This window comes from Caulobacter sp. GW821-FHT10C03, assembly GCF_059415485.1.
Map to the genome: position 1 here is coordinate 1 of NZ_JBWKNI010000016.1, position 26,087 is coordinate 26,087.

Here is a 26,087-nt window from a genome sequence, read left to right on the forward strand (position 1 = left end):
CCCCCCCCCCCCCCCCCCCCCCCCCCCCCCCCCCCCCCCCCCCCCCCCCCCCCCCCCCCCCGCGCCGGCCTATGCCGAGCAGACCCCCTCAGTCGCTCCGCGACAGCTCCCCCAGAGGGGGAGCATCTAAGCGCCCGCCCCCTACTTCAGCTGCGACGGATCGTAGTTCGGGCCGAAGTCCAGCACGAACAGCGGACCCAGCACGATGGTCTGCTTGGTCGAGCCCAGATGCAGGGCGACGCCCGCCCCGCCCTTGTCGGCGTCCATCGTGGCGCGGCCGCTGACGCTGTAGATCTTCCACTCGGCGCCATCGACCTTCACCGAGCCGCCCTCGACGATGCCGCCCCACGGCTCGCTGGACTGCTGGACGCGCACGGAAGCGACCGTGGCCGCGGCCGGGCCGCCCTCCACCGCTTCGGCCTTGGCCCAGAAGGCCAGGGTGATGACGTCGCCCTTGGTGATCTTGCCGTTGACCGCCTGGCCGCCCGAGACCCGCCAGGCCGCCGCCGGGTCGGGCGTGGCGACCACGACCCGCACCCCGCCGCCGCCGGCCACGGCCTTGTCCTTGACGTAGCCGTTGGTCTGGCCCGGGCCGTAGACGTTCCAGGCCGTCGAGGGCTTGTTGAGGGCGTATTTCATGATCCCCTCGTCGCGCGCCGAGGCGACCGGCGAGGCTAGCGACAGGGCGAGGGCCGCGACGGCGGCTCCGAGGATGGTCTTCTTCATCAGGTGTTCCCCCTTCCGAAAGGCGTGACTTGTGACCGCTCGCCTGTGCGAGTCGGCGGGCCGTTTCCTTCCCAGGGGGATGTCGAACTGCTCCGACCACGTCCCCCGACGCGTGGCTCCGCCGTACGCGCGGCGGACCCTTGTTATCGAATGGTAGCGGTAGCGCGACCGCCACAGCCTGGCAAGAAGCGCAGCTTTAGTCCGGTCTCGCGTTGCGCCGCGAAGGGGTCGGGCGTAAAGACCGCCGCAATCCTGAAACCGGTCCTTTCCAGGGGAGTCCAAGACCATGTCGCTCGAGTCCGCCGCCCTGCGGCGCATCGCACCTTCGGCCACCATCGCCATCAGCGCCAAGGCGCGCGCGCTGAAAGCCGCCGGTCGCGACGTGATCGCCCTCTCCGCCGGCGAACCGGACTTCGACACCCCGGACAACATCAAGGACGCGGCCATCGCCGCCATCAAGGCCGGCCACACCAAGTACACCGACCCGGACGGCATGCCCGCGCTGAAGCAGGCGATCTGCGACAAGTTCAAGCGCGAGAACGGCCTGGAGTACAAGCCGAGCCAGGTGCACGTCGCTCCGGGCGGCAAGCCGGTGATCTACAACGCCCTGGTCGCCACCCTGAATCCGGGCGACGAAGTGATCATCCCCGCGCCGTACTGGGTGTCGTATCCCGACATGACCCTGCTGGCCGGCGGCACGCCTGTCTCGGTCGAGACCACCGCCGAGAGCGGCTTCAAGATCACGCCGGAAGCGCTGGAAGCGGCGATCACGCCCAAGTCCAAGTGGCTGATCATCAACAGCCCGTCCAACCCCTCGGGCGGCGCCTACACCCGCGCCGAACTGCAGGCGATCGCGGACGTGCTGCTGCGCCACCCGCAGGTCTGGGTGCTGACCGACGACATGTACGAGCACCTGGTGTTCGACGACTTCGAGTTCACCACCATCGCCCAGGTCGAGCCCAAGCTCTATGACCGCACCCTGACGATGAACGGCGTCTCGAAGGGCTATTCGATGACCGGCTGGCGCATCGGCTACGCCGCGGGTCCCGAAGCGCTGATCAAGGCCATGGGCAAGATGATCAGCCAGACGACCTCCAACCCCTGCTCGATCTCGCAGTGGGCGGCTCTGGAGGCCCTGAACGGCACGCAGGACTTCATCAAGCCGAACGCCAAGCTGTTCCAGGAGCGCCGCGACCTGGTGGTGTCGATGCTGAACCAGGCCCAGGGCCTGCACTGCCCGACCCCGGAAGGCGCGTTCTACGTCTATCCGTCCTGCGCCGGCGTGATCGGCAAGACGGCCCCGTCGGGCAAGGTCATCGAGACCGACGAGGACTTCGCCGGCGAACTGCTGGAAGCCGAGGGCGTGGCGGTCGTGCACGGCGCGGCCTTCGGCCTGTCGCCGTTTTTCCGCATCAGCTACGCCACCAGCAACGACGTGCTGGAAGACGCCTGCCAGCGCATCCAGCGCTTCTGCGCCAGCGTGAAGTAGGCGTTCAGAGCGTCAGATCGATCGAAGGGGACCGGCCGATGGCCGGTCCCCTTTTCGTTGAGCCTGCGCCCCTCAGTGCTTTTCGCGCCAGCGGGCCTTGGCGTCTTCCTGGGTGAGGCTCAGGTGCACCGCGTCGTCATCGACATAGTCGACCCACGACAGCGGGATCATGTGGTGCTTGAGGCCGCCGCCGAGGTCGAACTTGGCCAGTTCGATCTCAGTGCCGACCACATGATCGACCCGGCCGACGTGCTTGCCGTCCGATCCGACGACTTCCAGATGTTCGTGGATTTGAGATGCATCCATCATGGATGTGTCCTCCCATCGGCCGCGCCGTCATAGCGCGGCCCTGACCGCATCAACGGCCGTGGGCGACCGTTGGTTTCCCGATTGCCGAGGCCTCGCGTTCGCCATACGTTCGCTGGCGAGACCCGCGAAAGAGACGGGTCCCAGGAGACGCCGCCATGCTCACCCTGTTTCACGCGCCGCGCTCGCGCTCGACCCGCTTCCTCTGGCTGCTGGAGGAACTGGGCGCGCCCTACAAGATCGAGAAGGTCGACATCTTCCGCAGCACCACGGGCACGGGCGCGCCCGACCCGCGCAACCCCCATCCGCACGGCCAGGTGCCGGCCCTGCTGGACGACGACGTGCTGATCACCGAAAGCGCGGCCATCGCCCTCTACCTGACCGACAAGTTTCCGACCGCGGGCCTGGGGCCGATGATCAGCGACCCGCATCGCGGCCCCTATCTCAGCTGGCTGGCCTATTACGCCGGCGTGCTGGAGCCGGCGGTGACCAATCTCTGGAAGAAGCGGCAGGACGACCAGGACAAGGCCCAGTACGCCGCCCTCGACGAGCGCCTGCGCATCACCCTGGAAAAGCAGCCCTGGCTGCTGGGCGAGCATTTCTCGGCGGCCGACATCCTGTTCGTCAGCCTGCTGCAGTTCGCCCGCCAGATGCTGCCGCCCCACGCGGTCTACGACGACTGGCTGGCCCGGGCCAACGCCCGCCCCGCCCTCGCCCGCGCCCTGACCAAGGACGACCTCTCCTGATGAAGAAAGCCGCCCTGCTCGCCGCCGCGCTTCTTACGCTCGCGTCGCCCGCCTTCGCCGGCCGCATCGACGCCGCGCTCAGCGACGACGCCATCACCGTGACGGAAGACGGCAAGACCGCCCTCGTCTACCGCACCAAGCCGCTGGATCCGGCCAAGGAGCCGGGCCGCGCCAACTACGTCCATCCGATCTACGCGCCGGACGGAACGGTGCTGACCGAGGACCGGCCCGCCGACCACCTGCACCAGCGCGGGGCGTTCTGGAGTTGGCATCAGGTGCTGGTGAACGGCAAGAGCGTCGGAGACGGCTGGTTCATGCAGGGCCTGAGCTTCCACGTGCACGACCGCGGCTTCGAGGGCGACGCGGCCGGGCGCGGGATCGTGACGATCAAGGCCGACTGGCTGGTCAATTCGGGGCCGGAGGTGGTCTACGCCGCCGCCGAGACCACCAAGGTCACCGTCCATCCGCTGAAGGGCGGCGCGCGGCGGATCGACTTCGACACGACCATCACCGCCCGCGTCGACACCCTGGCCCTGGGCGGCAGCGACGACGCCAAGGGCTATGGCGGCTTCTCGATCCGCCTGATCCGTCCCGACGCCCTGGTGTTCGGCGCCGGCGGCAAGCAGATCAAGCCGCAGAACGAACCGGTCGAGGCCGGCAAGGCCATGGGCTTTGCCTGGTCATCGGCCGCGAGCGGCTCGGGCGTTCCGGCCTGGACCGTGGGGCTGAGCTGCAAGGCGAACGACAAGCCGATTACCCGCTGGATCCTGCGCAACGAGCTCTCCATGCAGAACTGCGTCTTCCCCGGACGCGCGCCCTATGTGATCAAGAAGGGTGAAAGCCTGCGCCTGCAGGAGACCCTGATCATCCGCCCGGCCAGCAAGCGCGCTCCCAAGCCCGCCGCGGCGCCGAAGCCCTGAAGACCGCAAGACCGAACCCATGGCCGAGATCCTCAACCTCAACCAGGCCCGCAAGGCCAAGGCCAAGACCGACGCCAAGCAGGTCGCGGCCGAGAACCGCGCTCGCTTTGGCCGCACCAAGGCCGAAAAGACCCTCGACGCCGCCCGCGCCGAGAAGCTGTCGCGCACCCTGGACGGCGCGAAACGCGAGGAATGACGGAGCCGTTCTTCCGCACGCGGCGGGCGGAATCGTTTTCCGACCAGGAACGAAAGTTCGCCGAACTGGCGCTCTACGTCGTCGGAATCGGCACCTTCCATGTGCTACGCCGCAAGGCCTCAGCCGCGCCTTCGCCCCGGCCCGAATGACCAAGCCTTCCCCCTCTCCCTGGCCGTTCCAGGCCCTGGCCGTCCGCTTCGCGCCGGTTCTCGTGGCGGTGATCGCGTGGAACACCATCTGGACCTGGGCGACGCCGCTCGATCCGGCCTGGACGCCGCCGCCGCGCGACAAGACCGTGCTGACGATCGGCGTCCTCAAGAGTCCGACCGACAAGCCCCAGGCCGACGGCTACGACTACGAGAGCGTCGATGGTCGCCGCCTGCGCCTGCGGTGCGCTCCGGTCGGCGCGGCGGCCGACGACTGCCTGAACGGCGGCGGACGGCTGGGCGATCATGCGGGCCGCTACGCCACCGTGCGCTACTATGAACTGGCCGACGGCGCCGGCGGCGCGCCCCGGCGGGTCCTGCTCGGCGCCAAGTCGGGCCCGGACTGGCTGCTGCGGCCCGAGGACCAGAAGGCGCGGCTGGCGGCCCAGGCCAAGAGCGAAAAGAACCGCAAGGTGCATTGGCGGGCGGCGATCTCGGCGGCCCTGACCCTGGCGGCCGGCTTCATTGGGTTTCTGCTCTACCGCCGCTTCCGACGCTGAGCCCTCACCGCGGAACGAGGTAGCGCGCGCCCTTGGGCAGGGCGTCGCAGCAGCCGATCACCGGCGCCGTCGGGATCGGCGGGGTCGCGGCCTGGTTCTTCCAGGCGGCGATCAGGCGTTCGATCGCCCACACCCAGCCGAACGTGGTTTCCTTATGGGTCTTGTGGAACTCTTCCATGATCGCGCCTCCTGACGCCTTTCAGCATCAGGAAGATCGGCTTGATCGCGGCCCGCGACAAACGTGGTTCGCTGAGCTATGGATAAGCCATCCTTATGGCAGACATCCTCGCATCCGTACCGCTCGGCGCCGTCCGCGCCTTCGAAGCCGCCGCCCGGCTGAAAAGCTTCACGCGCGCCGCCGACGAGCTGGGCGTCACCCAGGCCGCCGTCAGCTGGCAGGTGAAGGCGCTGGAGCAGCGGCTGGGCCAAGCCCTGTTCGTGCGCAAGGTGCGCGAGGTCGATCTCACCCCGGCCGGCGAGCGGCTGTCACGGGCGGCGACTGAATCCATGGGCCTGCTGCGCTCGGCCTTCGCCGACCTGATCGAGGCGGACGAGGGCGTGCTGGCCCTGACCACCATGCAGAGCCTGGCCAGCCATTGGCTGGCGGCGCGTCTGGGCGCGTTCCAGCTGGCCCATCCGCGCATCGCCGTGCGCCTCGACACCACCTCGGCCATGCGCGACCTGACGCGCGGCGAGGCCGATCTGGCCCTGCGCGCCGGAAACGGCGACTGGCCGGGCCTGACCGCCCACTTCCTGATGCCCTTCGTGCAGACGCCGCTGTGCTCGCCGGACTTCCTGGCCCGGATGGGCGGCTTCGAGCGCCCCGCCGACCTGCTGGACGCGCCCCGCATCGGCTCGCCCGGCGAATGGGCCGTGTGGTTCGCCGCCGCCGGCGTCACGCCGCCCGAGGGAGCCGAAGCGCCGCGCCTGGCCGCCGACGCCCAGTCGGTGGAGGTCGCCACGGCCATGGCCGGCCAGGGCCTGGCCCTGGGCTCGCCGATCTTCTTCGCGCCCGACATCGCCGCCGGACGCCTGGTGCAGCCGTTCGACATCGCGCCCCGCTACGGCGGCGGCTACTGGCTGGCCTATCCCGAGGAGCGCCGGCGCGTGCGCAAGATCGCCGCCTTCCGCGACTGGCTGCTGGAAGCGGTCGCCGCCGACCCGGCCGTCGCCCGCTACAGGGACATCGCCTGACCTGATCAGGCGGCCCGATGGAAGTGCTGGCGCAGGTCCGCCGGAATGGCGTCGTAGGTGGTCGGCGGAACGATGCGCAAGGTTCGCCGGGCCTCATTCAGCGGCATGGCGAACAGGGCCGGATAGTCGACCTCGGGCAGCCAGGCGGCCTTGCGTCCCGCCCGCCAGGCCTCGCGCACGGCCCGGCCGTAGGGCTGGCCGTCCTTCAGGCGGCGGAACTCGCGGGTTCCCGCCAGGGCGATCAAGGCGAAGCCCAGGCTGCGGGTCTGGGCGTAGGAGAAAGCCACGACGCAGACCTCGCCCAGAGCGTCGGCCCCGTAGCCGGTCAGCACGTGCCAGACGTCGTGCACGTCGCGCAGGCGGCGGGCGTACCAGAGCAGCGGATGGGCCGCGTCCATGTCGGCGTCGGCGACCTTGCGGCTCTCGTCGGCCAGGCCCTCGGCGGTCAGGCCGCGCGGGGCGATGAAGTCGCGATAGGCCGCGCCCACCGTCCCCGGCTCGAACCGCGCCAGCCAGGCCGCGTCCGACAGCCGGTCGGCGAATTCCTCGCGGCGATAGGCGATCGCCCCGCCCTGCGGCGTCTTCAGGAGGCGGGCGTAGCCGCGGGGGATCGCGCGGCCGGAAAGCGCCCGCATGATCTCGAACACCTGGGCGGTGTCCTCCTTGTCGGCGATCAACCGGCGGACGGCGCGAAACGCCCGCAAAGGCTGCAAGCGGAAGCTCGCATCGCGGGCGCCGAGCGGCGGACGCGCCGAACCGGCGTCAAGGGCTTGCGCGGCTGCGTTCATCAGGCATGCTCCCGGCGTGACGTGAGTAAAGATGACACGACGTCATTTTTATTCAAGGGCCGAACAGGCGATCACAGGGGACCCACGTCGATGGGCAGTCTGAAAAAGCGATCGGTGAACCTCGCGGGCCACGCCACCTCGCTGGCGCTGGAGCCAGAGTTCTGGGCCGCGCTGGAGCGCATCGCCAAGCAGGACGCCGTCAGCATCGCGGCCCTGATCCAGCGCATCGACGTCGGCCGCGCCGATCGGCCGCTGGCCTCGGCGTGTCGGGTGTACGCGCTGGAACGGGCCGGGGGCTAACCCCCGCAGGAACCTCCCCCTCTGGGGGAGGCGATCGCGCAGCGATCGGTGGGGGCGTAGCTGCGAGGACGGCCGGCGCGGCGGAAGCTGAAAACGTCCCCCCACCGGCCTTCGGCCGCCTCCCCCAGAGGGGGAGGTTCCCTATTCCCTACCCCGGCCGAGGAACCGGCGCCGGCAGCGGTTCGGGATTGGGCGTCGGCATGGTCGGCGGCGCCAGGTTCGGCAGCCGCAGTTCGGCCAGGTCCGGCCGCACGGCCAGCAGGCCCGAGTTCCAGATCGCGTAGATCAGCAAGGCGACGAACAGCAGGACGGCCAGCATGGCCGCTCCACTCCATGCTCCTTCGTGATGGGCGCCCTCGTGATGATTTTCATGATGGCGAGCCATGCCCGCCTCCTTCCGTTAGCCCGGCGCCTTGGGCGCTTCGGGGACCTTCGGCGCGTCCGGCAGCTTGGGCGCGGAGGCCGAGATGTCGACGTCCACCGTCTTCTTCTGCGTGAAGCCGCCGGAGAACATCATGAAGGCCAGCACCGCGACGATCACCACCAGGGCGCCGACGATGAAGGCCAGACCCGCGTTGCCGCCCGATTTGGTTTCTTCCGCCATTCTTCCTGCTCCTGCTTCGTCCCTGCGGATCAACGGGAGCGTCGCGGCCGGAGTTCCCTAAGCAGGCGCCACGGGGCTTAAGCCGGAGGAAGTTTGTGCTACATATGTTCCCATGTCTTCCGGCTTCGACTCGACCGACCCTCTCGGCGACCTCCCCGCTCCGCGCATCTCCGACCTGGCCCGTCCGCAGGCTCCCGGCGGCGGCGGCCCCGCGCCCGACTACCTGAACGGCCTCAACACCGAGCAGCACGAAGCCGTCGTCACCACCGAGGGCCCGGTCCTGGTGCTGGCCGGCGCCGGCACCGGCAAGACGCGGGTGCTGACCACGCGCCTGGCCCACATTCTCGCCACCGGTCGCGCCCGGCCATGGGAGATCCTGGCCGTCACCTTCACCAACAAGGCCGCCCGCGAGATGCGCGAGCGGATCACCCACATCATCGGCCCGGAGGCCGAGGGCCTGCGGTGGCTGGGCACCTTCCACTCGGTGGCCGCCCAGATCCTGCGCCGCCACGCCGAGCTCGTCGGCCTGAAGTCGAACTACACGATCATCGACACCGACGATAACGAGCGGCTGCTCAAGCAGCTGATCGAGGCCGAGAACATCGACGCCAAGCGATGGACGCCGCGCATCCTGTCCGGCCTGATCGACGCCTGGAAGAACCGCGGCTGGACGCCCGACCGCGTGCCGCCCAGCGAGGCCGGCGAGTTCGCCAACGGCAAGGGCATCAGCCTCTATCGCCAGTACCAGGAGCGCCTGCGCATCCTGAACGCCTGCGACTTCGGCGACCTGCTGCTGCACAACATCACGATCTTCACGGGCAATCCCGACGTGCTGGCCGACTTCCAGCGCCGCTTCCAGTACGTGATGGTCGACGAGTACCAGGACACCAACGTCGCCCAGTACCTGTGGCTGCGCCTGCTGGCCCAGGGCCGCCAGAACGTCTGCTGCGTGGGCGACGACGACCAGTCGATCTACGGCTGGCGCGGGGCCGAGGTCGACAACATCCTGCGCTTCGAGCGCGACTTCCCCGGCGCCAAGGTGGTGCGGCTGGAGCGCAACTACCGCTCGACCGAGCACATCCTGGCAGCCGCCTCGACCCTGATCACCGCCAACAAGGGCCGCCTGGGCAAGACCCTGTGGACCGAGGCGACCGGCGGCGAGAAGGTCAAGGTTTCGGGCGTCTGGGACGGCGAGGCCGAAAGCCGGATGGTCGCCGACGAGATCGAAAAGGCCAAGAAGGCCGGCCGCCGCTACAACCAGATGGCCATTCTGGTGCGCGCCTCCTTCCAGATGCGGGCCTTCGAAGAGCGCTTCGTGATGCTGCAGATCCCCTACAAGGTGGTCGGCGGTCCGCGCTTCTTCGAACGGGCGGAAATCCGCGACGCCCACGCCTATCTGCGCCTGATCCAGTCGCCGGACGACGATCTGGCCTTCGAGCGCATCGTCAACACGCCCAAACGCGGCATCGGCGACACCTCGGTGCAGAAGCTGCTGCAGATCGCGCGCGGCGAAGGCATCTCCACCGTCGAGGCTGCCCGGGTGATCATCGGCAGCGACGACCTGCCGGCCCGCACCCGCACGGCGCTCTCCAACTTCATCCGCGACCTCGACCGCTGGCGCGCCCAGATCGGGAACATGCATCACCAGCGGGTGCTGGAGATGGTGCTGGAGGAAAGCGGCTACACCGACGCCCTGCGCCTCGACAAAGGCCCGCAGAGCCAGACGCGGCTCGAAAACCTCAAGGAACTGGTCCAGTCGATGGGCCAGTTCGACAGCCTGGAGGCCTATCTGGAGCACGTGTCGCTGGTCATGGACCTCGACCGCGAGGCCACCGGCGACGCCGTCTGGATCATGACCCTGCACTCGGCCAAGGGGCTGGAGTTCCCGCTGGTCTTCCTGCCCGGCTGGGAGGAAGGCGTGTTTCCCAGCCAGCGCAGCATGGACGACAAGGGCGAGAAGGGCCTCGAGGAAGAGCGGCGGCTGGCTTACGTGGGCATCACCCGCGCCCGCGAGGAGGCCCGCATCAGCTTCGTGGCCAACCGGCAGGTCTATGGCCGCTGGACCAGCCAGCTGCCCTCCCGCTTCGTCGACGAACTGCCGCTGGAGCACGTCGATGCGGGCTCGGAGACCGGCTATTACGGCGGCGGTCCGGGCATGCAGCAGACGGCCTCGTCGCGCTGGGACGATCCGGGCACGAGCGCCTTCCAGAGCGGCAGCTACGACAGCCCCGGCTGGAAGCGGGCCCAGGACCGGGTGCAGGCGCGCGGCTTCGCCGAAAAGGGCGGCGGCCACGCGGCCTGGCGCGGCGGCGGCTCGGCGGCTCGGTCCAAGCCGATCGAGGGCGAAGGCCGCCTCGTCGCCGTCTCGGCCCCGACCAACAGCGCCTACAGCCGCGGCGACCGCGTGTTCCACGTCAAGTTCGGCTACGGCAAGGTCGCTTCGATCGAGGGCAACAAGCTGACCGTCAACTTCGACAAGGCCGGCGAGAAGAAGGTCATCGACAGCTTCGTCGAGAAGGCCTGATGACGGCGGGGGCCAAGCGCGGGATCAATCCCGACAGCCCCCTCGCCCGGCTGATCGCCGGACCGATGCGCCCCGGCCGCCTGGCCTGGATCGGCCTGAGGCCCGCCCGCCGCGCGCCGCTGGTCGCTGTCGAACGGGCAGAGGTCACGATCGAATCCGGCCTCGTGGGCGACCGCTATGCCGGCCGGCCCGGCGGTCCGCGCCAGGTGACGCTGATCCAGGCCGAGGACCTGGCCGCGATCGCCGGCTTCCTCGGCCACAGCGAACCCGCCTCCCCCTTCGAGCTGCGCCGCAACCTGGTGGTCGAGGGGATCAACCTGCTGGGCCTGGCCGACAAGCGCTTCCGCGTCGGGGCCGTGCTGCTGGAAGCCACCGGCGGCTGCCACCCGTGCAGCCGCATGAACGAGATCCTCGGCGAAGGCGGCTACAACGCCGTGCGCGGCCGCGGCGGCCTCACCGCCCGGGTCATCGAGGGCGGCGAGATCGCGGTGGACGACGCGGTGAGGGTCGCCTCCTAGGCCGTCACCGGCTCCGGCGCCGTCTTGGCCTTGGCGGCCGGCTTCCTGCGGCGCTTGGGCAGGCCCGAGGGATTGCCCCAGAAGGTGACCACCGCCAGCGTGCCCAGCAGAGTCAGGGCCAGACCCGAGACCGTCATCACCAGCCGGTAGGCCAGGCCGCCGACCTTGGCCGCGTGCAGCGGGAAGTCGGCGTTGGTGATCCGCGAGCCCAGCGGCATGGCCTGGGCGTCGCGCGCGGCGACCATCTTGCCAGTGGCGGGATCGAACCAAGCCATGCTGCGGCCGTTGGGCAGCCACTCGGCCTGCTGGCGCAGGCGGATGGCGACCAGGCCGCCGGTCTTGGCCGGCAGGCCGATGGTCCGCACCTCAGCGCCCGGGAAGCGGGCCTGGGTCTGCCCGATCACCAAGGCCCAGTCGAGGTCCCTGACCAGCTTGCCGCCCTTGATCTTCGGCGCGGCGGCGGCCTTCTCCATCACCGCCGGCGACGAGAACGGCGCGCGCAGGGCCTGCGAAAACCATTTGAGGTTCATGGTCGCGCCAGTGGCCAGCGACAGGATCAGCAGCGGCGCCACCAGCACCCCGAGGTCGCGATGGTGGTGGACGATGGCGGCCCGCTTGGCCATCCGCGGCCAGAGCCGCAGGTGGAACATCCGCCGGGTCGGCCACCACAGGATCAGGCCCGTGACCACGAAGCCCAGGCCCGCCAATCCGGCGATCCCGCCGACGATCTCGCCCGTGTCGCCGGCGAAGAGGTGGTGGTGCAGGTCGAACAGCCAGATCTCCGGCCGCGCCCAGTTGCTGGTCCAGGCCTGGACGATCGCGCCGTCCTGGTCGGCATAGGCGCCCTTCTCGGTCTCGCCGGGATAGGACAGCTTGTGCAGGCCCTTGCGCTCGCTCGCCAGGACGATGGAGCGCGGACGGTCCTGCGCGGCGAAGATCCGTGTCGCGGCCGCCGCCAGGGTGGCCGTGTCCTGTCGCTGGGCGTCGGCCGCGTGGGGCACGGTGGCGCGCAGGAACGCGTCCTCGTGCACCAGCAGCGCGCCGGTGAAGCCGAGCACGGCCAGCAGCAGGCCAATCAGGCCGCCGGCCCAGCGATGCAGGAGCCGCAGCGTCTTCATCAGAAGCGCGCTTCCCAGCCCAGCGTCGCGGTGCGGCCCCGGCCGGCGTAGAACTTGTCCTTGGCCGGCAGCACGGTGTCGGAGTTGTAGGTGATGTACTGCTCGTTCAGCAGGTTCTGGACCCCCAGCGACAGCGCCCCCACCGGCAGTTCGTAGCGGGCGAAGGCGTCCACCAGGGTGTAGCCCGAGAAGTCGTCCTTCACGAGGGCGTGGCTCATGTCGCGTTGCAGGTAGGACTGCACCTGCAGGCGCAGGGTCAGCTTGCCAGCGCGGTAGTCGGCCGCCAGGTTCACCCGGTCGGGCGAGATGTTGGCGCCGTCGAGATCGGTGTCGAGCTTGCCGTCGCCGTTGGCGTCGGTCTCGCCGCGCAGGCGGGCGTAGCCGGCCGAGACGCCCAGGCCCGGGACCGGGGTCCTGGCCTTGACGTTCAGCTCCAGGCCCTCGATCGCCACCTTCTGGCGCTGCACGTCGAAGATGCCGCCGGTGTTCTTGACCAGCAGCTGACCCAGCTTCGACGACGACCAGAAATAGGCGACGCTGGCGTCGAACGGCCCGCGCTTCCACTCGCCGCCGATCTCGCGGTTGTTCGACACGATCGGCTCGATGTTGAGGTAGCTGTCCACGTCCACGCCGTTGACGTTGATGCTGCGCAGGATCCGGCCGACGTCCGGCACGGTGTAGCCCTCGGCGTAGCTGGCGTAGAGGCGCAGGCCCGAGGCCGGCTCAAGCACGACGCCGCCGTTGGCCAGGGTCGACTTGAACTCCGGATCGCCGCCCGCGACCTTGCGCGAGCCGTAGGAGGCCAGGGTGGTGAAGTCGTCGACCTTCAGCTGGACGTTCTCGAAGCGCACGCCGCCGGCCAGACGCAGCTTGCCGTCCAGCAGGGCGTAGTTGCCCTGCACGAAGGGCGCGACGCTCTGGAACTTGGTCGGCGGCACCCAGGCGCGGCCGGTGGCGATCAGCAGCTGCTCGGTGCGGTCGTTCATGGCGTCGAGGCCGACGGTGGCGGTCAGGCCCTGGATGCCGGGCACTTCGCGCTCGTAGTTCAGGCGCGCGCCCAGCTTGCGCGAGCGGTTCGACGACTGGTCGAACAGCGTGCCCGACGGGGCGATGCTGACGTCCTGGAAGGTGGCGTTGCGGTCGCCGCCGAAGGTGTCGCGCGAGCGGTTGAAGAACACCTGGGCGGTGAAGTCGCCGCCGAGCACTTCGCCGCTGGTCAGCGAGGCCGACAGGGTCTCGACGCGGTTGGCGGCCGGCTTGCCCGGAACCGGACCGCGCACCGAGGTCGTCGGCAGCCGCGTGGCGCGATTGCCGTCGGTCACCGCCGCGGCCGTGCCAGTGACGGTCACGTAGTCGCCGTCGCCCTTCAACTCGAAGCGGTTGGCGACCACGTCCAGGCGGGTGGTGTCGCCCAGTTGCCAGCCGAAACGGCCGAACACCGACAGGCTCTTGGAGTCCTGGACGTCGCCCTGGGTGTTGTCCATGCCGATGCGGCGACCGTCGGCGTCGTAGAAGGCGCCGCGGGTCTCGTAGGCCACGCCGCCGGTGGCGTCGAACGCCCCGCCGCGCCAGGCCAGAAGGCCCGCGACCTTGCCGCCGACGCTGTCGCCCAGGTCATGGCCGATCGTGCTCTGCACCAGGGTGCGGCCCGAGACGCCGTCGTTCTTGGGCGGGCCGACCGTCACCTGGTTGACCACGCCGCCGGTGGCGCCGATGCCCTGCAGGGCGTTGGAGCCGTAGATCAGCTCGATCCTGTCCACGAAGAACGGGTCGATGGTGTAGCCGTCGCGCGAGCCGTCGCGGATCGGGGTCGACTGCGGGATGCCGTTGATCGCGAAGAGCGGCGAGCGGCCGCGCAGGCTCTCGCCCGAGCCCGACAGCTTCTGGCGGGTCGGCGAGAACGACGGCGACAGGGTCGACAGGGCGTCGACGATCGAGCCGCTGATGGCCACCTGCTGGTTCAGCGCCTCGGCGCCGACCACGTCGACGGTCAGCGGCAGGGCCGTGACCGGCAGCTTGGTGCGGGCGGCCGTGACGACCACCTGTTCGACGTCGTCAGCTTTAGGCGCCTGGGCGTGGGCGCCGGCGGCGATCGACAGCGCCGCCAGGCTGAGCGTCGAGAACAGGGCGCGCCGAGCGGCGGCGCGCGAGAAGCAAAGTCGCATGACCATCCCCTGAAAGAGAGGGCCGGCTATTGGCGCAACTGCGACTGAGTTTCAATCCTGAAATGATCTCCGGCAGACGATCAGCCGCCCTCAAGCCGCCCGACCGACACGTCCCTGCCCCCCTGACGAGCTTGAACCACTTTTCTACCGAGCCTCCCCGCGAAGGCGGGGAAACACGGATTTGGGGAGCGAGCGGATGAATGTCGCTTCCGGCCTAGCCTTGATCAGCCGCACTGCGCCATCGCCGCCATGTCCATGAACATCACCTCCCAGACGTGGCCGTCGGGGTCCTGGAAGCTGGCGCCGTACATCGGGCCCATGTCCATGACCGGCTTCCATTCGCGGCCGCCGTTGGCCAGGGCGTTGGCCAGCAGGGCGTCGACCTCGGCCCGGCTGTCGGCCGACAGGCAGGTCAGGACCTCGGTGGCCTTGAAGGCGTCGGCGATGTCGCCGTTGATGAACTGGCGGAACTTGTCGTGGGTCAGCAGCATGACGTGGATCACGTCGGACACCACCACGCAGGCGGCGGTCTCGTCGGTGAACTGCGGATTGATCGAAAAGCCCAGGGCCTCGAAGAAGGCCTTGGAGCGGTCGAGGTCGGCGACCGGCAGGTTGACGAAGATCATGCGCATGAGGCGGCTCCCTAAACTGTGTCGGCCAGAGGACGTTTGACCCTCGACGCTCCCGACATCCTGCCGGATCTTTTTGTCAGCCCTTCACGCGGGCCGGGTTGCCGACCGCCGTCGCGCCTGGCGGCACGTCGCGGGTGACCACCGCCCCGGCCCCGATCACCGCGCCGTCGCCGATGGTGACGCCCGGGACGATGATCGCCCCGCCGCCGATCCAGACGTCCTTGCCGATGGTCACCGGGCGGCCGAACTCCAGCCCCGAACGGCGGGTCTCGGCGTCACGCGGATGGTCGGCGGCGAAGATCTTCACGTGCGGGCCGATCATCGTGCGGTCGCCGATCGTGACCGTGGTCACGTCGAGGATCACGCAGCCGAAGTTCATAAACACCCCGTCGCCCAGCACGATGTTGTAGCCGTAGTCGCAGTGGAACGGCGCGCGGATGTTGGCGCCCAGGCCGACGCTTCCGAACCGCTCCTTCAGCAACGCCATGCGCTGGGCGAGGGTCTGGCCGGGGGCGTTGTAGCGCTCCATCCAGTCCAGCGCCTGCTCCTGGTCGGCGACGATCTCGGCGTCCAGCGGGTCGTAGAGGTCGCCGGCCAGCATGCGCGCTTTGTGGGTGCGATCGTCGGTCAAGGCGGAGCTCCGGCAGATATGGACAGACCCCCGGATGGACCGGCGGCGGCCTGCAAACAATGAAAACCATGCGACGAAGAGGGATATCGCTGCTCGCCCGAGCGACAGGTTCGCGAGACCTCGCGCGATCGCTCGTCCGAAAGTTGCCTGCGCCGCAAGCTCGGCTATTGTCCCGCTCCGAGTAGCGGGGGCGTGAAATGCGAGTCTGGGGTATTGCGGCGACGGCGCTTGTGGCCGCGGCCGGCGTGGCGCATGCGGGATCGAACGTGGTCAAGTACGGACCCGCCCCGGCCTGGGTCGCCGCGCCGCCCGCCCCGACCGACACGGCCCCGCCCGAAGGCGCCGCCGCCCAGTTCGTCTACAACGACGTGCAGACCCGCCTCGGCGCCGACCACGACGAGTTCTACACCAGCTACCGCATCAAGATCCTCAAGCCCGAGGCCCTGGCCCTGGGCAATGTGATGGCGGTGTGGAACCCGTCGTCCGACGAGATCCGCGTGCACATGCTGAAGATCCTGCGCGACGGCCGCGAGATCGACGTGCTGGCCAAGACCAAGTTCGGCGTCATCCAGCGCGAGAACAATCTCGAGGCGGCCATGCTGGCCGGCGACCTGACCGCCAATCTGCAGGCGCCGGGCCTGCAGGTCGGCGACGAGCTGCAGTTCGCCGCCACCATCAGCCGGCGCGACCCGACCCTGGGCGACCGCTCGCAGGGCGGCATGATGCTGCCCTCGGTCGGCGCGGCCGGCGCCTATCGCACCCGGCTGGTCTGGCCGGTCGACCGGCCGCTGCAATGGTCGGCCTCGCCGGACCTGGGCAAGCTGGAGCCCGTGCGCCAGGGCGCCGACAACGTGCTGACCCTGGAGATGCGCGACCCCAAGAGCGCCATCGCCGCCGACGGCGCGCCGCTGCGCTACAACATCCGCCGCCTGGTGCAGTTCAGCAGCTTCGGCGGCTGGAGCGAGGTGTCGAACCTGCTCTGGCCGATCTACGACAAGGCCGCCCAGTTGGCGCCGACCTCGCCGATCAAGGCCGAGGCGGCCAGGATCGCCGCCGCCCACAAGGACCCGACGGCCCGCGCCGCGGCGGCCCTGGCCCTGGTCCAGGAGCAGATCCGCTATGTCTATATCGGCCTGGACGACGGCAATTATCGTCCGGCCTCGGCCGAGGACACCTGGTCGCGGCGGTTCGGCGACTGCAAGGCCAAGACCGTGCTGCTGCTGGCCCTGCTGCGCGAACTGGGGATCGAGGCCGAGCCGGTCCTGATCCAGAGCCAGAACGACGACGGCCTCGACAAGCGCCTGCCGATGGTCAGCGCCTTCGACCACATCCTGGTGCGCGCCGTCATCGGCGGCCGCGCCTACTGGCTGGACGGCACGCGCATGGGCGACCTGGACCTCAAGTCCATCCCCGAGCCCGACTTCCACTGGTTCCTGCCCGTCCGCGCCGGCGCGACCAGCCTGACCGCCTTCAAGCCCGAGGCGCCGCTGCTGGCGCAGGAAGGCTTCCTGCTGGAGATCGACGCCTCGGCCGGCTTCGACGCCCCGGCCAAGGTGACCGCCGAGAACATCGTCCGCGGCGACCAGGCCTTCGCCTTCAAGACCGCGCTGGCCCAGCTCTCCAAGGACGACGCCGACCGCGCCCTCAAGGGCTATTGGAGCAAGGCCAACGACTGGGTCGAGCCCGAGACCGTCAGCTGGACCTACGACGCGGTCCGCAAGCAGATGCTGCTGACCATGACCGGCGAAGGCGAACTCGACTGGGAAGGCGACGCGACCGACGGCCGCACGTTCGACATCCCCAGCGCGGGCTTCAGCCCGCCCTCGCCCTACAAGCGGCCCAAGGAGCAGGACCAGACCGCCCCCTGGCTGACCGAATTCCCGATCTATCGGCGCTGGACCACCCTCATTCGCCTGCCGCCGGAAACCGACGGCTGGAAATGGAGCTTCATGGCCAGTCCGGTCGACGACCGGCTGGGCGGAACCGCCTACTGGCGCCAGGCCGACCTGGAGCGCGGCGTCATGCGCACCACCATGACCCGCCGCGTCTACGAGCCCGAGGTCTCGGCCGAAGAGGCCAAGCTGCTCAACAAGAAGCTTCCGAAGTTCGACAACAAGGTCTCGCGCATCTTCCAGTACCGCGCGGCGGACGAAGGCCCCGACAGGCCGGCCGAGGAGACGGCTCAGGATCCCGCCAACCTGGTGGGGATCGGCGCCTACTACCAGACGACAGGCAAGCCGGAGAAGGCGCTCGCCGTGGCCGACAAGGCTTTGGCCAAGAGCCCCGGCTTCCGTCCGGCCGTCCGCCTCAAGGCCCAGGCGATCGCCGCGACCTCGCCGGCCAAGGGCCTGGCCTTCGTCGACAAGGCGCTGAAGACCGACGACGACCCGGTGCTGGCGATCCAGCGCGGCGGGATCCTGGCCGGTCTTGGCCAGACCGAGGCCGGCCTGGCGGCGATGGAAGCGACGTTGGCGTCGCGCGACGACGAGCTGGAGGTCGCCGAGGCCTTCGCCGATACGGCCCAGGCCATGGGCCGCAGCGACCTCGCGTTGAAGGGCGCCGAGCGGGCCGTGAAGCTGGCGCCCGACAACATCGTCGCCCTGCGCCGCCGGGCCGCGCTCAACATCCAGCTGGGCCACATGGAGGCCGCGCTCGCCGACTTCGAGACCGCCGTGCGCCTGCAGCCGGAAGACCCGATCAACCTGCGCAACCGGGCCTACGCCCTGCGCCGCCTGGGCCGGACCGACGAGGCCCTCGCCGATCTCGACGAGGCTTTGCGGATGAACCCGGTCGACAGCGACAACCTGAACGCCAAGGCCCTGGCCCTGCGCGCCGCCGGCCGCGGCGCCGAAGCGGCCGCGCTGTACGACGCCTCGATCGCGCGCCGACGCGACGGCTGGGCCCTGAACAGCCGCTGCTGGGAGCGCGCCCTGGCCAATGTCGAGCTGAAGGGCGCCGAGAGCGACTGCGCCGAAGCGGTCAAGCTGGAGCCCAAGGACGCCGCCTACTGGGACAGCTACGCCCTGGTGGCGCTGCGCGACGGCCGCTTCGACGAAGCCCTCAAGCGTTACGATCAGGCGCTCAAGCTCGAGCCTCAGCAGGCCCCCAGCCTCTACGGGCGCGGCCTGGTGAAGCTGCGCCGGGGCGACGAAGCCGGCGGTCGCGGAGACATCGCCGCCGCCAAGGTGCTCAACGCCAAGGCCGGCGACGAACTGGACGAGGCGGGCCTGGCGCCCGCCGCCAAGGGCGACTGACGGCTCAGACCTCGCCCAAGCCTTCACCCAGCCGCTCGGCCAGGGCGGCGACGAACAGGCGGACCTTGGGCGGGGCCAGGCGGGAGGTCGGATAGACGGCCCAGATCGACCAGCCGGGCAAGGCGGCGTCGGCCAGCGGCAGCTCGACCAGCCGGCCGTCGGCGACCTCGTCGCGTACGTCCCAGGCCGACAGCGGCGTGATCCCCAGCCCGCCGAGGCAGGCCTGGTGCAGGCCCTCGATGCCCGAGGCGGTGAAGCGGCCGGCGACCTTCTGCTGCACGGCCCGCCCCCCGGCCTCGAACGACCAGTGGGTGGTTCCGCTCATCGCCAGGCACTCGTGTTCGGCCAGATCGGCCAGGCGGGCCGGCGCCCCGCGACGCTCCAGATAGGCCGGCGCGGCGTAGAGGGCGCGGGGATTGCCGGCCAGCCGGCGGGCGACCAGCGAGTTGTCGCGCAGGGGCGCGATGCGGATGGCCAGATCCAGGCCCGCGGCGACGATGTCGACCACGCTGTCGGTCAGCAGCAGGTCGATGCAGACCTCGGGATTGGCGTGCATGAACGCCGCCGCCGCCGGGGCGACGACCTTGCGGCCGAAGGCGGCCGAGGCGGTGACGCGCAGCAGGCCCGAGGCCCCGGCGTCGGACGGCCGGATCGCGGCGCGGGCGGCGGCCTCGCCCTCCAGCATGGCCTGGGCGTGGGGCAGGAACGCCTCGCCCTCGGGGGTCAGCGACAGGGCCCGGGTGGTGCGGTGGACGAGGCGCGCCCCGACCTCCTGCTCCAGGGCGGCCATGCGGCGCGAGGCGGCCATGGGCGTGACGCCCAGCCGACGGGCCGCGCCCGCCAGGCTGCCGGCCCGCGCGGCCTCCACGAAGACGCCGACGTCCGCGAGATCCATTCTATCGAATTCCGTTATGCCGACTTAACGCAAGACCGTACTATAAACGGATCGGGGATACTCTATATAGCCGGGCGACTGACACGGAACGCCGCCCCCTCCCCCTCGTCGGGCGGCCTGGAGCCGATCATGAGCACAGCCGCCCTCCCCGCCGACACGGCCCAAACCCATGCCCTGGGCAAGGGCCTGACCTTCGCCATGGCCGCCGCCGCGGGCCTGGCCGTGGCCAACATCTATTACAACCAGCCGATGCTGGGCCTGATCGAGCGCGACCTGCCCGGCCCGCTGACCGCCTTCGTGCCGACCGCCACCCAGCTGGGCTACGCCGCCGGTCTCTTCCTGCTGACGCCGCTGGGCGACCGGGTCGAGCGCAAGAGCCTGATCGTCGTGCAGTTCCTGGTGCTCGCCCTGGCCCTGGTCGCCGCCGCCCTGGCGCCAAACACCGGCCTGCTGCTGGTCGCTTCGCTGCTGGTCGGGGCCGGCGCGACCGTGGCCCAGCAGATCGTGCCCTTCGCCGCCCACCTCTCGGCGCCCGAGCGGCGCGGCCAGACCGTGGGCGTCGTGATGTCGGGCCTGCTGTGCGGCATCCTGCTGTCGCGCACCCTGGCCGGGTTTGTGGGCGCGCACGGCGGCTGGCGGGCGATGTTCTGGCTGGGCGCGCCGATCGCCCTGGCGGCCGCCGGCCTGATGGCCCTGGCCCTGCCGCGCAGCAAGCCGGACGCCGACCTCACCTACGCCGGTCTGCTCGGCTCGCTGGGCAAGCTGTGGCGCGAGTTCCCGGCCCTGCGCCTGGCGACCCTGACCCAGGCCAGCCTGTTCGCCGCCTTCACCGCCTTCTGGACGATCCTGGCCTTGCAGCTTCAGGCCCGCTTCCACCTGGGGGCCGACGTCGCCGGCCTGTTCGGCATCGTCGGCGTGGTCGGCGTGCTGGCCGCCCCGATCGCCGGACGCGTCGCCGACAAGCGCGGCCCGCACCTGACGATCGCCCTGGGGGCCGTGCTGACCCTGGCCTCGTGGATCCTGTTCGGGACCTGGATCTCGATCGCCGGCCTGATCGCGGGCGTCGTCCTGCTCGACTTCGCCATCCAGGGAGCGCTGGTCTCCAACCAGCACCTCGTCTACGCCCTGCGGCCCGAGGCCCGGGCGCGGCTGAACACCCTGTTCATGGGCGGGATGTTCCTTGGCGGCGCGGCCGGCTCGGCGGCGGCCGCGGCGGCCTGGAACCTCGGCGGCTGGAGCAGCGTGGCCCTGATGGGCGCGGGCCTGGCGGCGGTGGCCAGCGTGTTGCAGGTGACGAGCCTGAAGGGGCGGAAGGGCTGAAACGCTCTGCGTGGTCCTCGCCCTTCGACAAGCTCAGGGTGAGGACCAATTCGAAGCCCATGCAGTTGAAATCCTCATCCTGAGCTTGTCGAAGGACGAGGATTTCACGCCTCAATCCACCGAGTGCTCGACCGCCAGCGCCAGGTCCAGCGCCCGGGCGGCTTCCTCGCCGGTGACCACCGGACGCGGCGCTTCCCCGCGAACGGCCTTCAGGAAGCCGGCGACGCTCTGGCCCAGGGGGTCCTTGCCGGCCGGGGTTTCGGTGAAGTCCTCGATCAGCGGGAACGGGGTGGTGTTGCGGAAGGTGCGGGCCAGGAAGTCGATCTCGACCTCGCCCGAGGGATAGACCACCTTCATCGTCCGCTCGCGGGCCTCGGCGACGCGCGAGCTGTCGAACACGGCGGTGAAACCATTGGCGAAAGTGGCTTCGACCTTCACCCAGTCCAGGCCGTAGCCGCGCGCGGCCTCGCCCTCGCCTTCCACGGCCACCGGATCGGCGGCGCACAGCGCCAGGGCCAGGTCGATGTCGTGGATCATCAAATCGAGCACCACCGAGACGTCGAGATTGCGGTCCGACGGCGTGCCGCGACGCACCGCTTCCAGGCGCGTGGGTTGTTCGGGGATGTCGAGCAGGCCCATGGCCTGGAACACCACCCGCTCCTGGTGGCCGCAGGCCAGAGCCACGCCGGACTTGGCGGCGGCGGCGATCAGGGCGTCGGCGTCTTCCGGCGACACCGCCAGGGGCTTTTCGGAATAGACCGGCTTGCCGGCCTTCAGCGCCGCCAGCGCCGCCTTGGCATGGTGCACGGCCGGGGTGGCGACGGTGACGACGTCGACCGCGGCCAGGAAGGCGTCCATGTCGTCATAGGCCTTGGCGCCCAGCGGGCCGGCCAGGGCTTGCGCGCGCGCCAGGTCGATGTCGAACACGCCGACCAGATCGACGCCCGGCAGCTCGGCGTATTTCTTCGCGTGGTAGCCACCGAACACGCCGGCGCCGACAACGCCAGCCTTGAGGGTTTTGACTTGAACATCTTGGGTCATGGGCGCTGTCTCTAGCCGCTTCGGAATGCCGCGAAAAGCTTTGGCGGGTGACGCGCACCAGCGCTAAACATTCGTTTGAACCAGTACACAAAGGCCCAAAAGCCAGAAAAGGGAGGTCGCCATGACCACGTCGCGTGAGATCCGCCTCAAGAGCCGTCCCGTCGGCGTGCCGACGACCGAGAACTTCGAACTGGCCAGCGTCGACCTGCCCCCGCCCGGCGACGGCGAGATCCAGGTCAAGAACCTCTACATGTCGGTCGATCCCTACATGCGCGGCCGCATGACCGACCGGAAGAGCTACGTGCCGCCGTTCGAGCTGGGCAAGGCCCTGCAAGGCGGCGCGGTCGGCGAGGTGACGGCCTCCAACGACCCGGACTTCAAGGTCGGCGACCTGGTCAGCTCGATGTTCGGCTGGCGCGAGGCCTACAACGCCCATCCGAAAGCCCTGGCCGCCGCCGGGCCGATGGGCGGGATCATGAAGCTTTCCACCCACGGCATGCCGCCCCAGGCGTTCCTGGGCGTGGCCGGCATGCCCGGCATGACCGCCTATGCCGGCCTGCTGCGGGTGGCCGGGCTGAAGGAAGGCGACGTCGTCTTCGTCTCGGCCGCCGCCGGCGCGGTCGGCTCGGTCGTCTGCCAGATCGCCAAGATCAAGGGCCACACGGTGATCGGCTCGGCCGGCGGACCGGAGAAGGTCGCCTTCCTCAAGTCGATCGGCGTCGACCACGTGATCGACTACAAGGCCACGCCCGACGTGGTCGCCGAACTGGCCAAGATCGCCCCCAAGGGCATCGACGTCTATTTCGAGAACGTCGGCGGCGCGCACCTGGAAGCGGCCCTGAACTCGGCCCGGCCGTTCGGTCGCTTCGCCCTGTGCGGGATGATCTCGCAGTACAACGAAACCGGCCGTCCGACCGGCCCGGCCAACATCATCCAGGCGGTGGGCAAGAGCCTTCGCCTCGAGGGCTTCATCGTCTCCAACCACTACGACCTCTTCCCCGCCTTCGTGCGCGACATGGCCGACTGGATCGGTTCGGGGAAGCTGACCTGGAAGGACACCGTGCTGGAAGGCGTCGACCGCGCGCCCGAGGCCTTCATCAAGCTGTTCTCGGGCGAGAACCTGGGGAAGATGCTGGTGAAGCTGTAGGGGGGCGAAGGCCCCCTCAGTCGGCTTCGCCGACAGCTCCCCAGAGGGGGAGCATCTGCGGCGTAGATCCTCCCCCTTTGGGGGAGGTGGCCCGGAGGGCCGGAGGGGGTTCACCGCCCCCGCATCTCCGTCAGTTCCCAGCCTTCGCCGACGGCGACCTTGCGGAACTTGAACGTCACCCGCGCGCCGGGTTCGAGCGGGGCTTCGGCCAGGACGTCGCCATAGGCCTGGAAGGTCGTGCGACCGGCGGGGAGCGGCGCGGCGCTCGCGCCGTCGTGATCGAGCGTGAGGACCTGGCCGTCGACGGTGGCGATCACGCCCTGAGTCTCGTGCTCGGGGGCGGTCGAGATCGGCGGCGCGGGCCGGGCGGCGGGTGGCGTGGCGCTGTCGCCCTTCGAAGCCGGCCCGCAGGCGGCCAGGCTCGCAACCGCGAGAAACGCCAAAACTGCCTTGAACTTCATAGCCTTACCCAATCTCATAGCGACTTCCGGCCGCGCCATTGCGCGCATTTGCACAGATTTTTCACCGCACCTGCGAAATCGATCACATTTTCGATAGCGATTTCGTGATCGAAGTTTTACTCTAGATGCGTCGGCGGTTCCTCCGCCGGACTTCGTGCAACGCCAGACCCCTCCCTGAACGCAAACGATCCCTAGCGGACCGGAGGCGTCCCGTGAAGGCGTTCGGCGTGAAATCGAAGCTCTGCATTTCGTCCGACCACGGTCGGATCACCGAGACGGAACCGATGACCGAACGCGGCGCCTTCTTCGACCTGGCCACCTCCACCCCGGTGGCCTTCGAAACCGTGATCTCTCCGCGCGACCGGGTCGAAATCCCGACCGAGGCGCCGCTGGCCATGCCGGTCCAGCCGCTGGGCTTCTGGCAGGGCGCGGCTCGCGCCGTCAGCACCCCGGGTTCGGAAACGGTCATGCGCCGCTGGGTGGTGTTCATCGCCACCGCCATCATGGGCGCGGCCGGCTGGAAGGCCACCTTCGACACCGTGGCCCTGGGCGGCGTCACCCGCCTGGAAGCCGTCTGCCTGACCCTGCTGGCCCCGCTGTTCCTGGCGCTGGCCCTGTGGTTCGTCACCGCCGTCGCCGGCTTCGTGGTGCTGCTGCGCACGCCCAAGGATCCGCTGGGCATCGACAGCAGCAAGCCCATGCCCAAGCCGCGCGCCCGCACGGCGATCCTGATGCCGGTCTACAACGAGGACGCCCAGGCGGTGTTCGCCCGCCTGCGGGCCATGGACGCCTCGATCGCCGAGACCGGAAACAGCCGCGCCTTCGACATCTTCATCATCTCCGACACCCGCGACGCCGCCGTGGCCCTGGCCGAGCAGGCCTGCTTCGCCCGCTTCCGTCGCGAGGCGTCGAGCCACGCCTTCTATCGCCGCCGCCCCGACAACGCGGGCCGCAAGGCCGGCAACGTCGCCGACTGGGTCGCCCGCTGGGGCGGCGACTACGAGCACATGCTGGTGCTCGACGCCGACAGCCTGATGACCGGCGACGCCATGGTCCGCCTGGCCGACGCCATGGAGCGTCACCCGGGCGTGGGTCTGATCCAGACCATGCCGACGATCATCAACGGCCAGACCATCTTCGCCCGCACCCTGCAGTTCGCCACCAAGCTCTATGGCCGCGTGGCCTGGACGGGCCTGGCCTGGTGGTCGGGTTCGGAAAGCTCGTTCTGGGGCCACAACGCCATCATCCGCACCAAGGCCTTCGCCCAGACCTGCGGCCTGCCCTCGCTGAACGGCCCCAAGCCCTTCGGCGGCGAGGTGATGAGCCACGACGCCCTGGAAAGCGCCCTGCTGCGCCGCGGCGGCTGGGCCGTGCACCTGGCTCCCTACCTGGAAGGCTCGTACGAGGAGAGCCCCTCGAACCTGCTCGACTTCGCCACCCGCGACCGCCGCTGGTGCCGGGGCAACGTCCAGCACGTGCCGCTGATCGGCCTGCCGGGCCTGCACTGGATGAGCCGCCTGCACCTGGTCATCGGCGTGCTGAGCTACGCCCTGTCGCCGATCTGGTTCGTGGCCCTGTCGGCCGGCGTGATCTCGCGGGCCCTGATGCCCGAGGTCAAGAAGGCCGCCTTCACCATGGCCGACCTGCAGGCCGCCGCCCACGCCCTGATCGACTGGCGCGAGATCCAGGCCACCGCCTGGGCGATGATCATCACCTTCGTGCTGCTGTTCGGCCCCAAGATCATGGGCGCCACCCTGATCTTCATGCGCAAGCACGAGATCAAGGGCTTCGGCGGCCGTCGCCGGGTGATGGCCGGCCTGGGCGTCGAGATGCTGCTCTCGGCCCTGGTCGCCCCGATGCTGATGTTCACCCAGACCCGTGCCCTGGTCGAGATCCTGGCTGGCCGCGTTGGCGGCTGGAGCGCCCAGCGCCGCGACGCCGACAAGGTCGCCTTCAAGGAGGCCTGCGCCGCCATGGGCTGGATCAGCGCCACGGGCCTGGGCCTGGCCGCCATGTTCTGGTTCACGCCGGACCTGCTGACCGCCACCGCCCCGATCCTGGCCGGCCTGATCCTGGCCGTGCCGCTGACCATGCTGGGCGCCAGCAAGGCTGCCGGCCTCGCTTTGAAGGCCAACGGCCTGTTCATGACCCCCGACGAGCGCACCCCGCCGGCCATCGTCCGCGCCGCCCTCGGCCCGGTCTGCGAACCGCCGGCCCGCTGGAAGGTCGGCAAGGCCCCGGCCGCGCCGCTGGCGACCGCCGAGCAGAACGCGGCCTGATCACTCTTCGCCACAATGTGAAAAGCCCCGCCCTCACCGGCGGGGCTTTTTGTTTTCGGCCGCCCAGAAACAGCTACTCAAGCTTCGCAACGTCTGGCGGCTCGCCCTCCGGGGGAGTAGAAGCGCG

27 protein-coding genes are annotated in these 26,087 nt (G+C 69.9%); 14 read left to right on the forward strand and 13 right to left on the reverse strand.

Translation table 11 applies throughout. From position 1 onward, the window contains the following. Window positions 1–141 precede the first annotated feature (141 nt). Window positions 142–726: a hypothetical protein gene (locus tag AC07NG_RS18715; RefSeq protein WP_494595608.1), complete on the reverse strand. Its 585-nt coding sequence runs from the start codon at window positions 724–726 to the stop codon at window positions 142–144. A gap of 286 nt (window positions 727–1,012) precedes the next feature. Between AC07NG_RS18715 and AC07NG_RS18720 the strand changes: the two genes are divergently transcribed. Continuing rightward, window positions 1,013–2,215, forward strand: coding sequence for a pyridoxal phosphate-dependent aminotransferase (locus AC07NG_RS18720; RefSeq protein WP_487288373.1), 1,203 nt, complete (start codon window positions 1,013–1,015; stop codon window positions 2,213–2,215). Between the two features lie 72 nt (window positions 2,216–2,287). On the opposite strand, the gene AC07NG_RS18725 is transcribed toward AC07NG_RS18720, so the two are convergent. Beyond that, the gene (locus AC07NG_RS18725) at window positions 2,288–2,524 is read right to left on the reverse strand and encodes a DUF2171 domain-containing protein (RefSeq protein WP_110119940.1); all 237 of its coding nucleotides are present in this window, start codon (window positions 2,522–2,524) and stop codon (window positions 2,288–2,290) included. 155 nt (window positions 2,525–2,679) lie between these two features. Between AC07NG_RS18725 and AC07NG_RS18730 the strand changes: the two genes are divergently transcribed. From AC07NG_RS18730 to AC07NG_RS18750, 5 genes are read left to right on the forward strand one after another with little or no spacing between them, the layout of a single operon-like run. Further along, entirely contained in the window at window positions 2,680–3,267 is a 588-nt protein-coding gene (locus AC07NG_RS18730; RefSeq protein WP_494595609.1) for a glutathione S-transferase family protein, read from the forward strand. Continuing rightward, window positions 3,267–4,187, forward strand: a complete 921-nt coding sequence (locus AC07NG_RS18735) for a DUF6807 family protein (protein ID WP_494595610.1) — start codon at window positions 3,267–3,269, stop codon at window positions 4,185–4,187. Before AC07NG_RS18730 ends, AC07NG_RS18735 begins: the two co-directional genes overlap by 1 nt. Window positions 4,188–4,206: 19 nt before the next feature. Then, a complete protein-coding gene (locus tag AC07NG_RS18740; protein WP_110119937.1) occupies window positions 4,207–4,383 on the forward strand; it encodes a DUF4169 family protein in 177 nt (58 codons plus the stop codon). Continuing rightward, window positions 4,380–4,532 (forward strand): hypothetical protein, encoded by a 153-nt coding sequence (locus AC07NG_RS18745; protein ID WP_494595611.1) that lies wholly within the window; start codon window positions 4,380–4,382, stop codon window positions 4,530–4,532. Before AC07NG_RS18740 ends, AC07NG_RS18745 begins: the two co-directional genes overlap by 4 nt. Beyond that, a complete protein-coding gene (locus AC07NG_RS18750; RefSeq protein WP_494595612.1) occupies window positions 4,529–5,089 on the forward strand; it encodes a hypothetical protein in 561 nt (186 codons plus the stop codon). Before AC07NG_RS18745 ends, AC07NG_RS18750 begins: the two co-directional genes overlap by 4 nt. A 4-nt stretch (window positions 5,090–5,093) precedes the next feature. On the opposite strand, the gene AC07NG_RS18755 is transcribed toward AC07NG_RS18750, so the two are convergent. Then, window positions 5,094–5,267 carry a hypothetical protein gene (locus AC07NG_RS18755; protein ID WP_494595614.1) on the reverse strand — a complete coding sequence of 58 codons (174 nt, stop codon included), beginning with the start codon at window positions 5,265–5,267 and terminating at the stop codon, window positions 5,094–5,096. A 95-nt stretch (window positions 5,268–5,362) separates the two neighbouring features. Here AC07NG_RS18755 and AC07NG_RS18760 point away from each other — a divergent pair, with 95 nt between their 5' ends. After that, window positions 5,363–6,283: a LysR substrate-binding domain-containing protein gene (locus tag AC07NG_RS18760; RefSeq protein ID WP_494595616.1), complete on the forward strand. Its 921-nt coding sequence runs from the start codon at window positions 5,363–5,365 to the stop codon at window positions 6,281–6,283. A 5-nt stretch (window positions 6,284–6,288) separates the two neighbouring features. On the opposite strand, the gene AC07NG_RS18765 is transcribed toward AC07NG_RS18760, so the two are convergent. Then, window positions 6,289–7,071: a Coq4 family protein gene (locus AC07NG_RS18765; protein ID WP_494595618.1), complete on the reverse strand. Its 783-nt coding sequence runs from the start codon at window positions 7,069–7,071 to the stop codon at window positions 6,289–6,291. A 90-nt stretch (window positions 7,072–7,161) separates the two neighbouring features. On the opposite strand from AC07NG_RS18765, the gene AC07NG_RS18770 reads away from it, so the two are divergent. Continuing rightward, window positions 7,162–7,371 carry a ribbon-helix-helix domain-containing protein gene (locus AC07NG_RS18770; RefSeq protein WP_110121631.1) on the forward strand — a complete coding sequence of 70 codons (210 nt, stop codon included), beginning with the start codon at window positions 7,162–7,164 and terminating at the stop codon, window positions 7,369–7,371. A gap of 148 nt (window positions 7,372–7,519) precedes the next feature. Here AC07NG_RS18770 and AC07NG_RS18775 read toward each other — a convergent pair whose 3' ends face one another. Further along, window positions 7,520–7,756, reverse strand: a complete 237-nt coding sequence (locus AC07NG_RS18775) for a hypothetical protein (RefSeq protein WP_494595620.1) — start codon at window positions 7,754–7,756, stop codon at window positions 7,520–7,522. Between the two features lie 15 nt (window positions 7,757–7,771). Beyond that, window positions 7,772–7,975 (reverse strand): flagellar basal body-associated FliL family protein, encoded by a 204-nt coding sequence (locus AC07NG_RS18780; protein ID WP_110121633.1) that lies wholly within the window; start codon window positions 7,973–7,975, stop codon window positions 7,772–7,774. Between the two features lie 112 nt (window positions 7,976–8,087). Here AC07NG_RS18780 and AC07NG_RS18785 point away from each other — a divergent pair, with 112 nt between their 5' ends. Together AC07NG_RS18785 and AC07NG_RS18790 are read left to right on the forward strand one after the other, a co-directional pair. Beyond that, window positions 8,088–10,499, forward strand: a complete 2,412-nt coding sequence (locus AC07NG_RS18785; RefSeq protein ID WP_492855939.1) for a UvrD-helicase domain-containing protein — start codon at window positions 8,088–8,090, stop codon at window positions 10,497–10,499. Continuing rightward, on the forward strand, window positions 10,499–11,017 hold the full coding sequence (locus AC07NG_RS18790; protein WP_494595622.1) for an MOSC domain-containing protein: 519 nt from the start codon (window positions 10,499–10,501) through the stop codon (window positions 11,015–11,017). The genes AC07NG_RS18785 and AC07NG_RS18790 overlap by 1 nt, the downstream gene beginning before the upstream one ends. Here the strand turns inward: AC07NG_RS18790 and AC07NG_RS18795 are convergent. The 4 genes from AC07NG_RS18795 to AC07NG_RS18810 all read right to left on the reverse strand — a co-directional run bounded on the left by AC07NG_RS18795 (window position 11,014) and on the right by AC07NG_RS18810 (window position 15,563). Continuing rightward, window positions 11,014–12,135, reverse strand: a complete 1,122-nt coding sequence (locus AC07NG_RS18795) for a PepSY-associated TM helix domain-containing protein (protein ID WP_494595624.1) — start codon at window positions 12,133–12,135, stop codon at window positions 11,014–11,016. The two genes, AC07NG_RS18790 and AC07NG_RS18795, sit on opposite strands and share 4 nt — an antisense overlap. Further along, complete coding sequence (locus AC07NG_RS18800) at window positions 12,135–14,300, reverse strand: TonB-dependent receptor (RefSeq protein ID WP_494595626.1); 2,166 nt, start codon at window positions 14,298–14,300, stop codon at window positions 12,135–12,137. Before AC07NG_RS18800 ends, AC07NG_RS18795 begins: the two co-directional genes overlap by 1 nt. A 224-nt stretch (window positions 14,301–14,524) precedes the next feature. Next, window positions 14,525–14,932 (reverse strand): VOC family protein, encoded by a 408-nt coding sequence (locus tag AC07NG_RS18805; RefSeq protein WP_494595628.1) that lies wholly within the window; start codon window positions 14,930–14,932, stop codon window positions 14,525–14,527. A 76-nt stretch (window positions 14,933–15,008) separates the two neighbouring features. Beyond that, window positions 15,009–15,563 carry a sugar O-acetyltransferase gene (locus AC07NG_RS18810; RefSeq protein ID WP_494595630.1) on the reverse strand — a complete coding sequence of 185 codons (555 nt, stop codon included), beginning with the start codon at window positions 15,561–15,563 and terminating at the stop codon, window positions 15,009–15,011. Between the two features lie 197 nt (window positions 15,564–15,760). On the opposite strand from AC07NG_RS18810, the gene AC07NG_RS18815 reads away from it, so the two are divergent. Next, window positions 15,761–18,817 carry a DUF3857 domain-containing protein gene (locus tag AC07NG_RS18815; RefSeq protein ID WP_494595631.1) on the forward strand — a complete coding sequence of 1,019 codons (3,057 nt, stop codon included), beginning with the start codon at window positions 15,761–15,763 and terminating at the stop codon, window positions 18,815–18,817. A 4-nt stretch (window positions 18,818–18,821) separates the two neighbouring features. Here AC07NG_RS18815 and AC07NG_RS18820 read toward each other — a convergent pair whose 3' ends face one another. Continuing rightward, window positions 18,822–19,712, reverse strand: coding sequence for a LysR family transcriptional regulator (locus AC07NG_RS18820; protein WP_494595632.1), 891 nt, complete (start codon window positions 19,710–19,712; stop codon window positions 18,822–18,824). Window positions 19,713–19,841: 129 nt separating this feature from the next. Between AC07NG_RS18820 and AC07NG_RS18825 the strand changes: the two genes are divergently transcribed. Further along, window positions 19,842–21,032, forward strand: a complete 1,191-nt coding sequence (locus AC07NG_RS18825; protein ID WP_494595633.1) for an MFS transporter — start codon at window positions 19,842–19,844, stop codon at window positions 21,030–21,032. Between the two features lie 111 nt (window positions 21,033–21,143). On the opposite strand, the gene AC07NG_RS18830 is transcribed toward AC07NG_RS18825, so the two are convergent. Next, window positions 21,144–22,073, reverse strand: a complete 930-nt coding sequence (locus AC07NG_RS18830) for a Gfo/Idh/MocA family protein (RefSeq protein WP_494595634.1) — start codon at window positions 22,071–22,073, stop codon at window positions 21,144–21,146. A 121-nt stretch (window positions 22,074–22,194) separates the two neighbouring features. Between AC07NG_RS18830 and AC07NG_RS18835 the strand changes: the two genes are divergently transcribed. Further along, a complete protein-coding gene (locus AC07NG_RS18835) occupies window positions 22,195–23,220 on the forward strand; it encodes an NADP-dependent oxidoreductase (RefSeq protein ID WP_494595635.1) in 1,026 nt (341 codons plus the stop codon). A gap of 110 nt (window positions 23,221–23,330) precedes the next feature. Here AC07NG_RS18835 and AC07NG_RS18840 read toward each other — a convergent pair whose 3' ends face one another. Continuing rightward, on the reverse strand, window positions 23,331–23,681 hold the full coding sequence (locus tag AC07NG_RS18840; protein ID WP_494595636.1) for a copper-binding protein: 351 nt from the start codon (window positions 23,679–23,681) through the stop codon (window positions 23,331–23,333). Window positions 23,682–23,965: 284 nt separating this feature from the next. On the opposite strand from AC07NG_RS18840, the gene mdoH reads away from it, so the two are divergent. Further along, window positions 23,966–25,960 carry a glucans biosynthesis glucosyltransferase MdoH gene (gene mdoH, locus AC07NG_RS18845; protein ID WP_492855927.1) on the forward strand — a complete coding sequence of 665 codons (1,995 nt, stop codon included), beginning with the start codon at window positions 23,966–23,968 and terminating at the stop codon, window positions 25,958–25,960. The last annotated feature ends 127 nt before the right edge of the window (window positions 25,961–26,087 follow it).

What these genes read in the sequence shown, in the direction of transcription:
- AC07NG_RS18715 (WP_494595608.1), bottom strand. Translation starts at nt 726, where the DNA reads ATGAAGAAGACCATCCTCGGAGCCGCCGTCGCGGCCCTCGCCCTGTCG.
- AC07NG_RS18720 (WP_487288373.1), top strand. Translation starts at nt 1,013, where the DNA reads ATGTCGCTCGAGTCCGCCGCCCTGCGGCGCATCGCACCTTCGGCCACC.
- AC07NG_RS18725 (WP_110119940.1), bottom strand. Translation starts at nt 2,524, where the DNA reads ATGATGGATGCATCTCAAATCCACGAACATCTGGAAGTCGTCGGATCG.
- AC07NG_RS18730 (WP_494595609.1), top strand. Translation starts at nt 2,680, where the DNA reads ATGCTCACCCTGTTTCACGCGCCGCGCTCGCGCTCGACCCGCTTCCTC.
- AC07NG_RS18735 (WP_494595610.1), top strand. Translation starts at nt 3,267, where the DNA reads ATGAAGAAAGCCGCCCTGCTCGCCGCCGCGCTTCTTACGCTCGCGTCG.
- AC07NG_RS18740 (WP_110119937.1), top strand. Translation starts at nt 4,207, where the DNA reads ATGGCCGAGATCCTCAACCTCAACCAGGCCCGCAAGGCCAAGGCCAAG.
- AC07NG_RS18745 (WP_494595611.1), top strand. Translation starts at nt 4,380, where the DNA reads ATGACGGAGCCGTTCTTCCGCACGCGGCGGGCGGAATCGTTTTCCGAC.
- AC07NG_RS18750 (WP_494595612.1), top strand. Translation starts at nt 4,529, where the DNA reads ATGACCAAGCCTTCCCCCTCTCCCTGGCCGTTCCAGGCCCTGGCCGTC.
- AC07NG_RS18755 (WP_494595614.1), bottom strand. Translation starts at nt 5,267, where the DNA reads ATGGAAGAGTTCCACAAGACCCATAAGGAAACCACGTTCGGCTGGGTG.
- AC07NG_RS18760 (WP_494595616.1), top strand. Translation starts at nt 5,363, where the DNA reads ATGGCAGACATCCTCGCATCCGTACCGCTCGGCGCCGTCCGCGCCTTC.
- AC07NG_RS18765 (WP_494595618.1), bottom strand. Translation starts at nt 7,071, where the DNA reads ATGAACGCAGCCGCGCAAGCCCTTGACGCCGGTTCGGCGCGTCCGCCG.
- AC07NG_RS18770 (WP_110121631.1), top strand. Translation starts at nt 7,162, where the DNA reads ATGGGCAGTCTGAAAAAGCGATCGGTGAACCTCGCGGGCCACGCCACC.
- AC07NG_RS18775 (WP_494595620.1), bottom strand. Translation starts at nt 7,756, where the DNA reads ATGGCTCGCCATCATGAAAATCATCACGAGGGCGCCCATCACGAAGGA.
- AC07NG_RS18780 (WP_110121633.1), bottom strand. Translation starts at nt 7,975, where the DNA reads ATGGCGGAAGAAACCAAATCGGGCGGCAACGCGGGTCTGGCCTTCATC.
- AC07NG_RS18785 (WP_492855939.1), top strand. Translation starts at nt 8,088, where the DNA reads ATGTCTTCCGGCTTCGACTCGACCGACCCTCTCGGCGACCTCCCCGCT.
- AC07NG_RS18790 (WP_494595622.1), top strand. Translation starts at nt 10,499, where the DNA reads ATGACGGCGGGGGCCAAGCGCGGGATCAATCCCGACAGCCCCCTCGCC.
- AC07NG_RS18795 (WP_494595624.1), bottom strand. Translation starts at nt 12,135, where the DNA reads ATGAAGACGCTGCGGCTCCTGCATCGCTGGGCCGGCGGCCTGATTGGC.
- AC07NG_RS18800 (WP_494595626.1), bottom strand. Translation starts at nt 14,300, where the DNA reads ATGCGACTTTGCTTCTCGCGCGCCGCCGCTCGGCGCGCCCTGTTCTCG.
- AC07NG_RS18805 (WP_494595628.1), bottom strand. Translation starts at nt 14,932, where the DNA reads ATGCGCATGATCTTCGTCAACCTGCCGGTCGCCGACCTCGACCGCTCC.
- AC07NG_RS18815 (WP_494595631.1), top strand. Translation starts at nt 15,761, where the DNA reads ATGCGAGTCTGGGGTATTGCGGCGACGGCGCTTGTGGCCGCGGCCGGC.
- AC07NG_RS18820 (WP_494595632.1), bottom strand. Translation starts at nt 19,712, where the DNA reads ATGGATCTCGCGGACGTCGGCGTCTTCGTGGAGGCCGCGCGGGCCGGC.
- AC07NG_RS18825 (WP_494595633.1), top strand. Translation starts at nt 19,842, where the DNA reads ATGAGCACAGCCGCCCTCCCCGCCGACACGGCCCAAACCCATGCCCTG.
- AC07NG_RS18830 (WP_494595634.1), bottom strand. Translation starts at nt 22,073, where the DNA reads ATGACCCAAGATGTTCAAGTCAAAACCCTCAAGGCTGGCGTTGTCGGC.
- AC07NG_RS18835 (WP_494595635.1), top strand. Translation starts at nt 22,195, where the DNA reads ATGACCACGTCGCGTGAGATCCGCCTCAAGAGCCGTCCCGTCGGCGTG.
- AC07NG_RS18840 (WP_494595636.1), bottom strand. Translation starts at nt 23,681, where the DNA reads ATGAAGTTCAAGGCAGTTTTGGCGTTTCTCGCGGTTGCGAGCCTGGCC.
- mdoH (WP_492855927.1), top strand. Translation starts at nt 23,966, where the DNA reads ATGACCGAACGCGGCGCCTTCTTCGACCTGGCCACCTCCACCCCGGTG.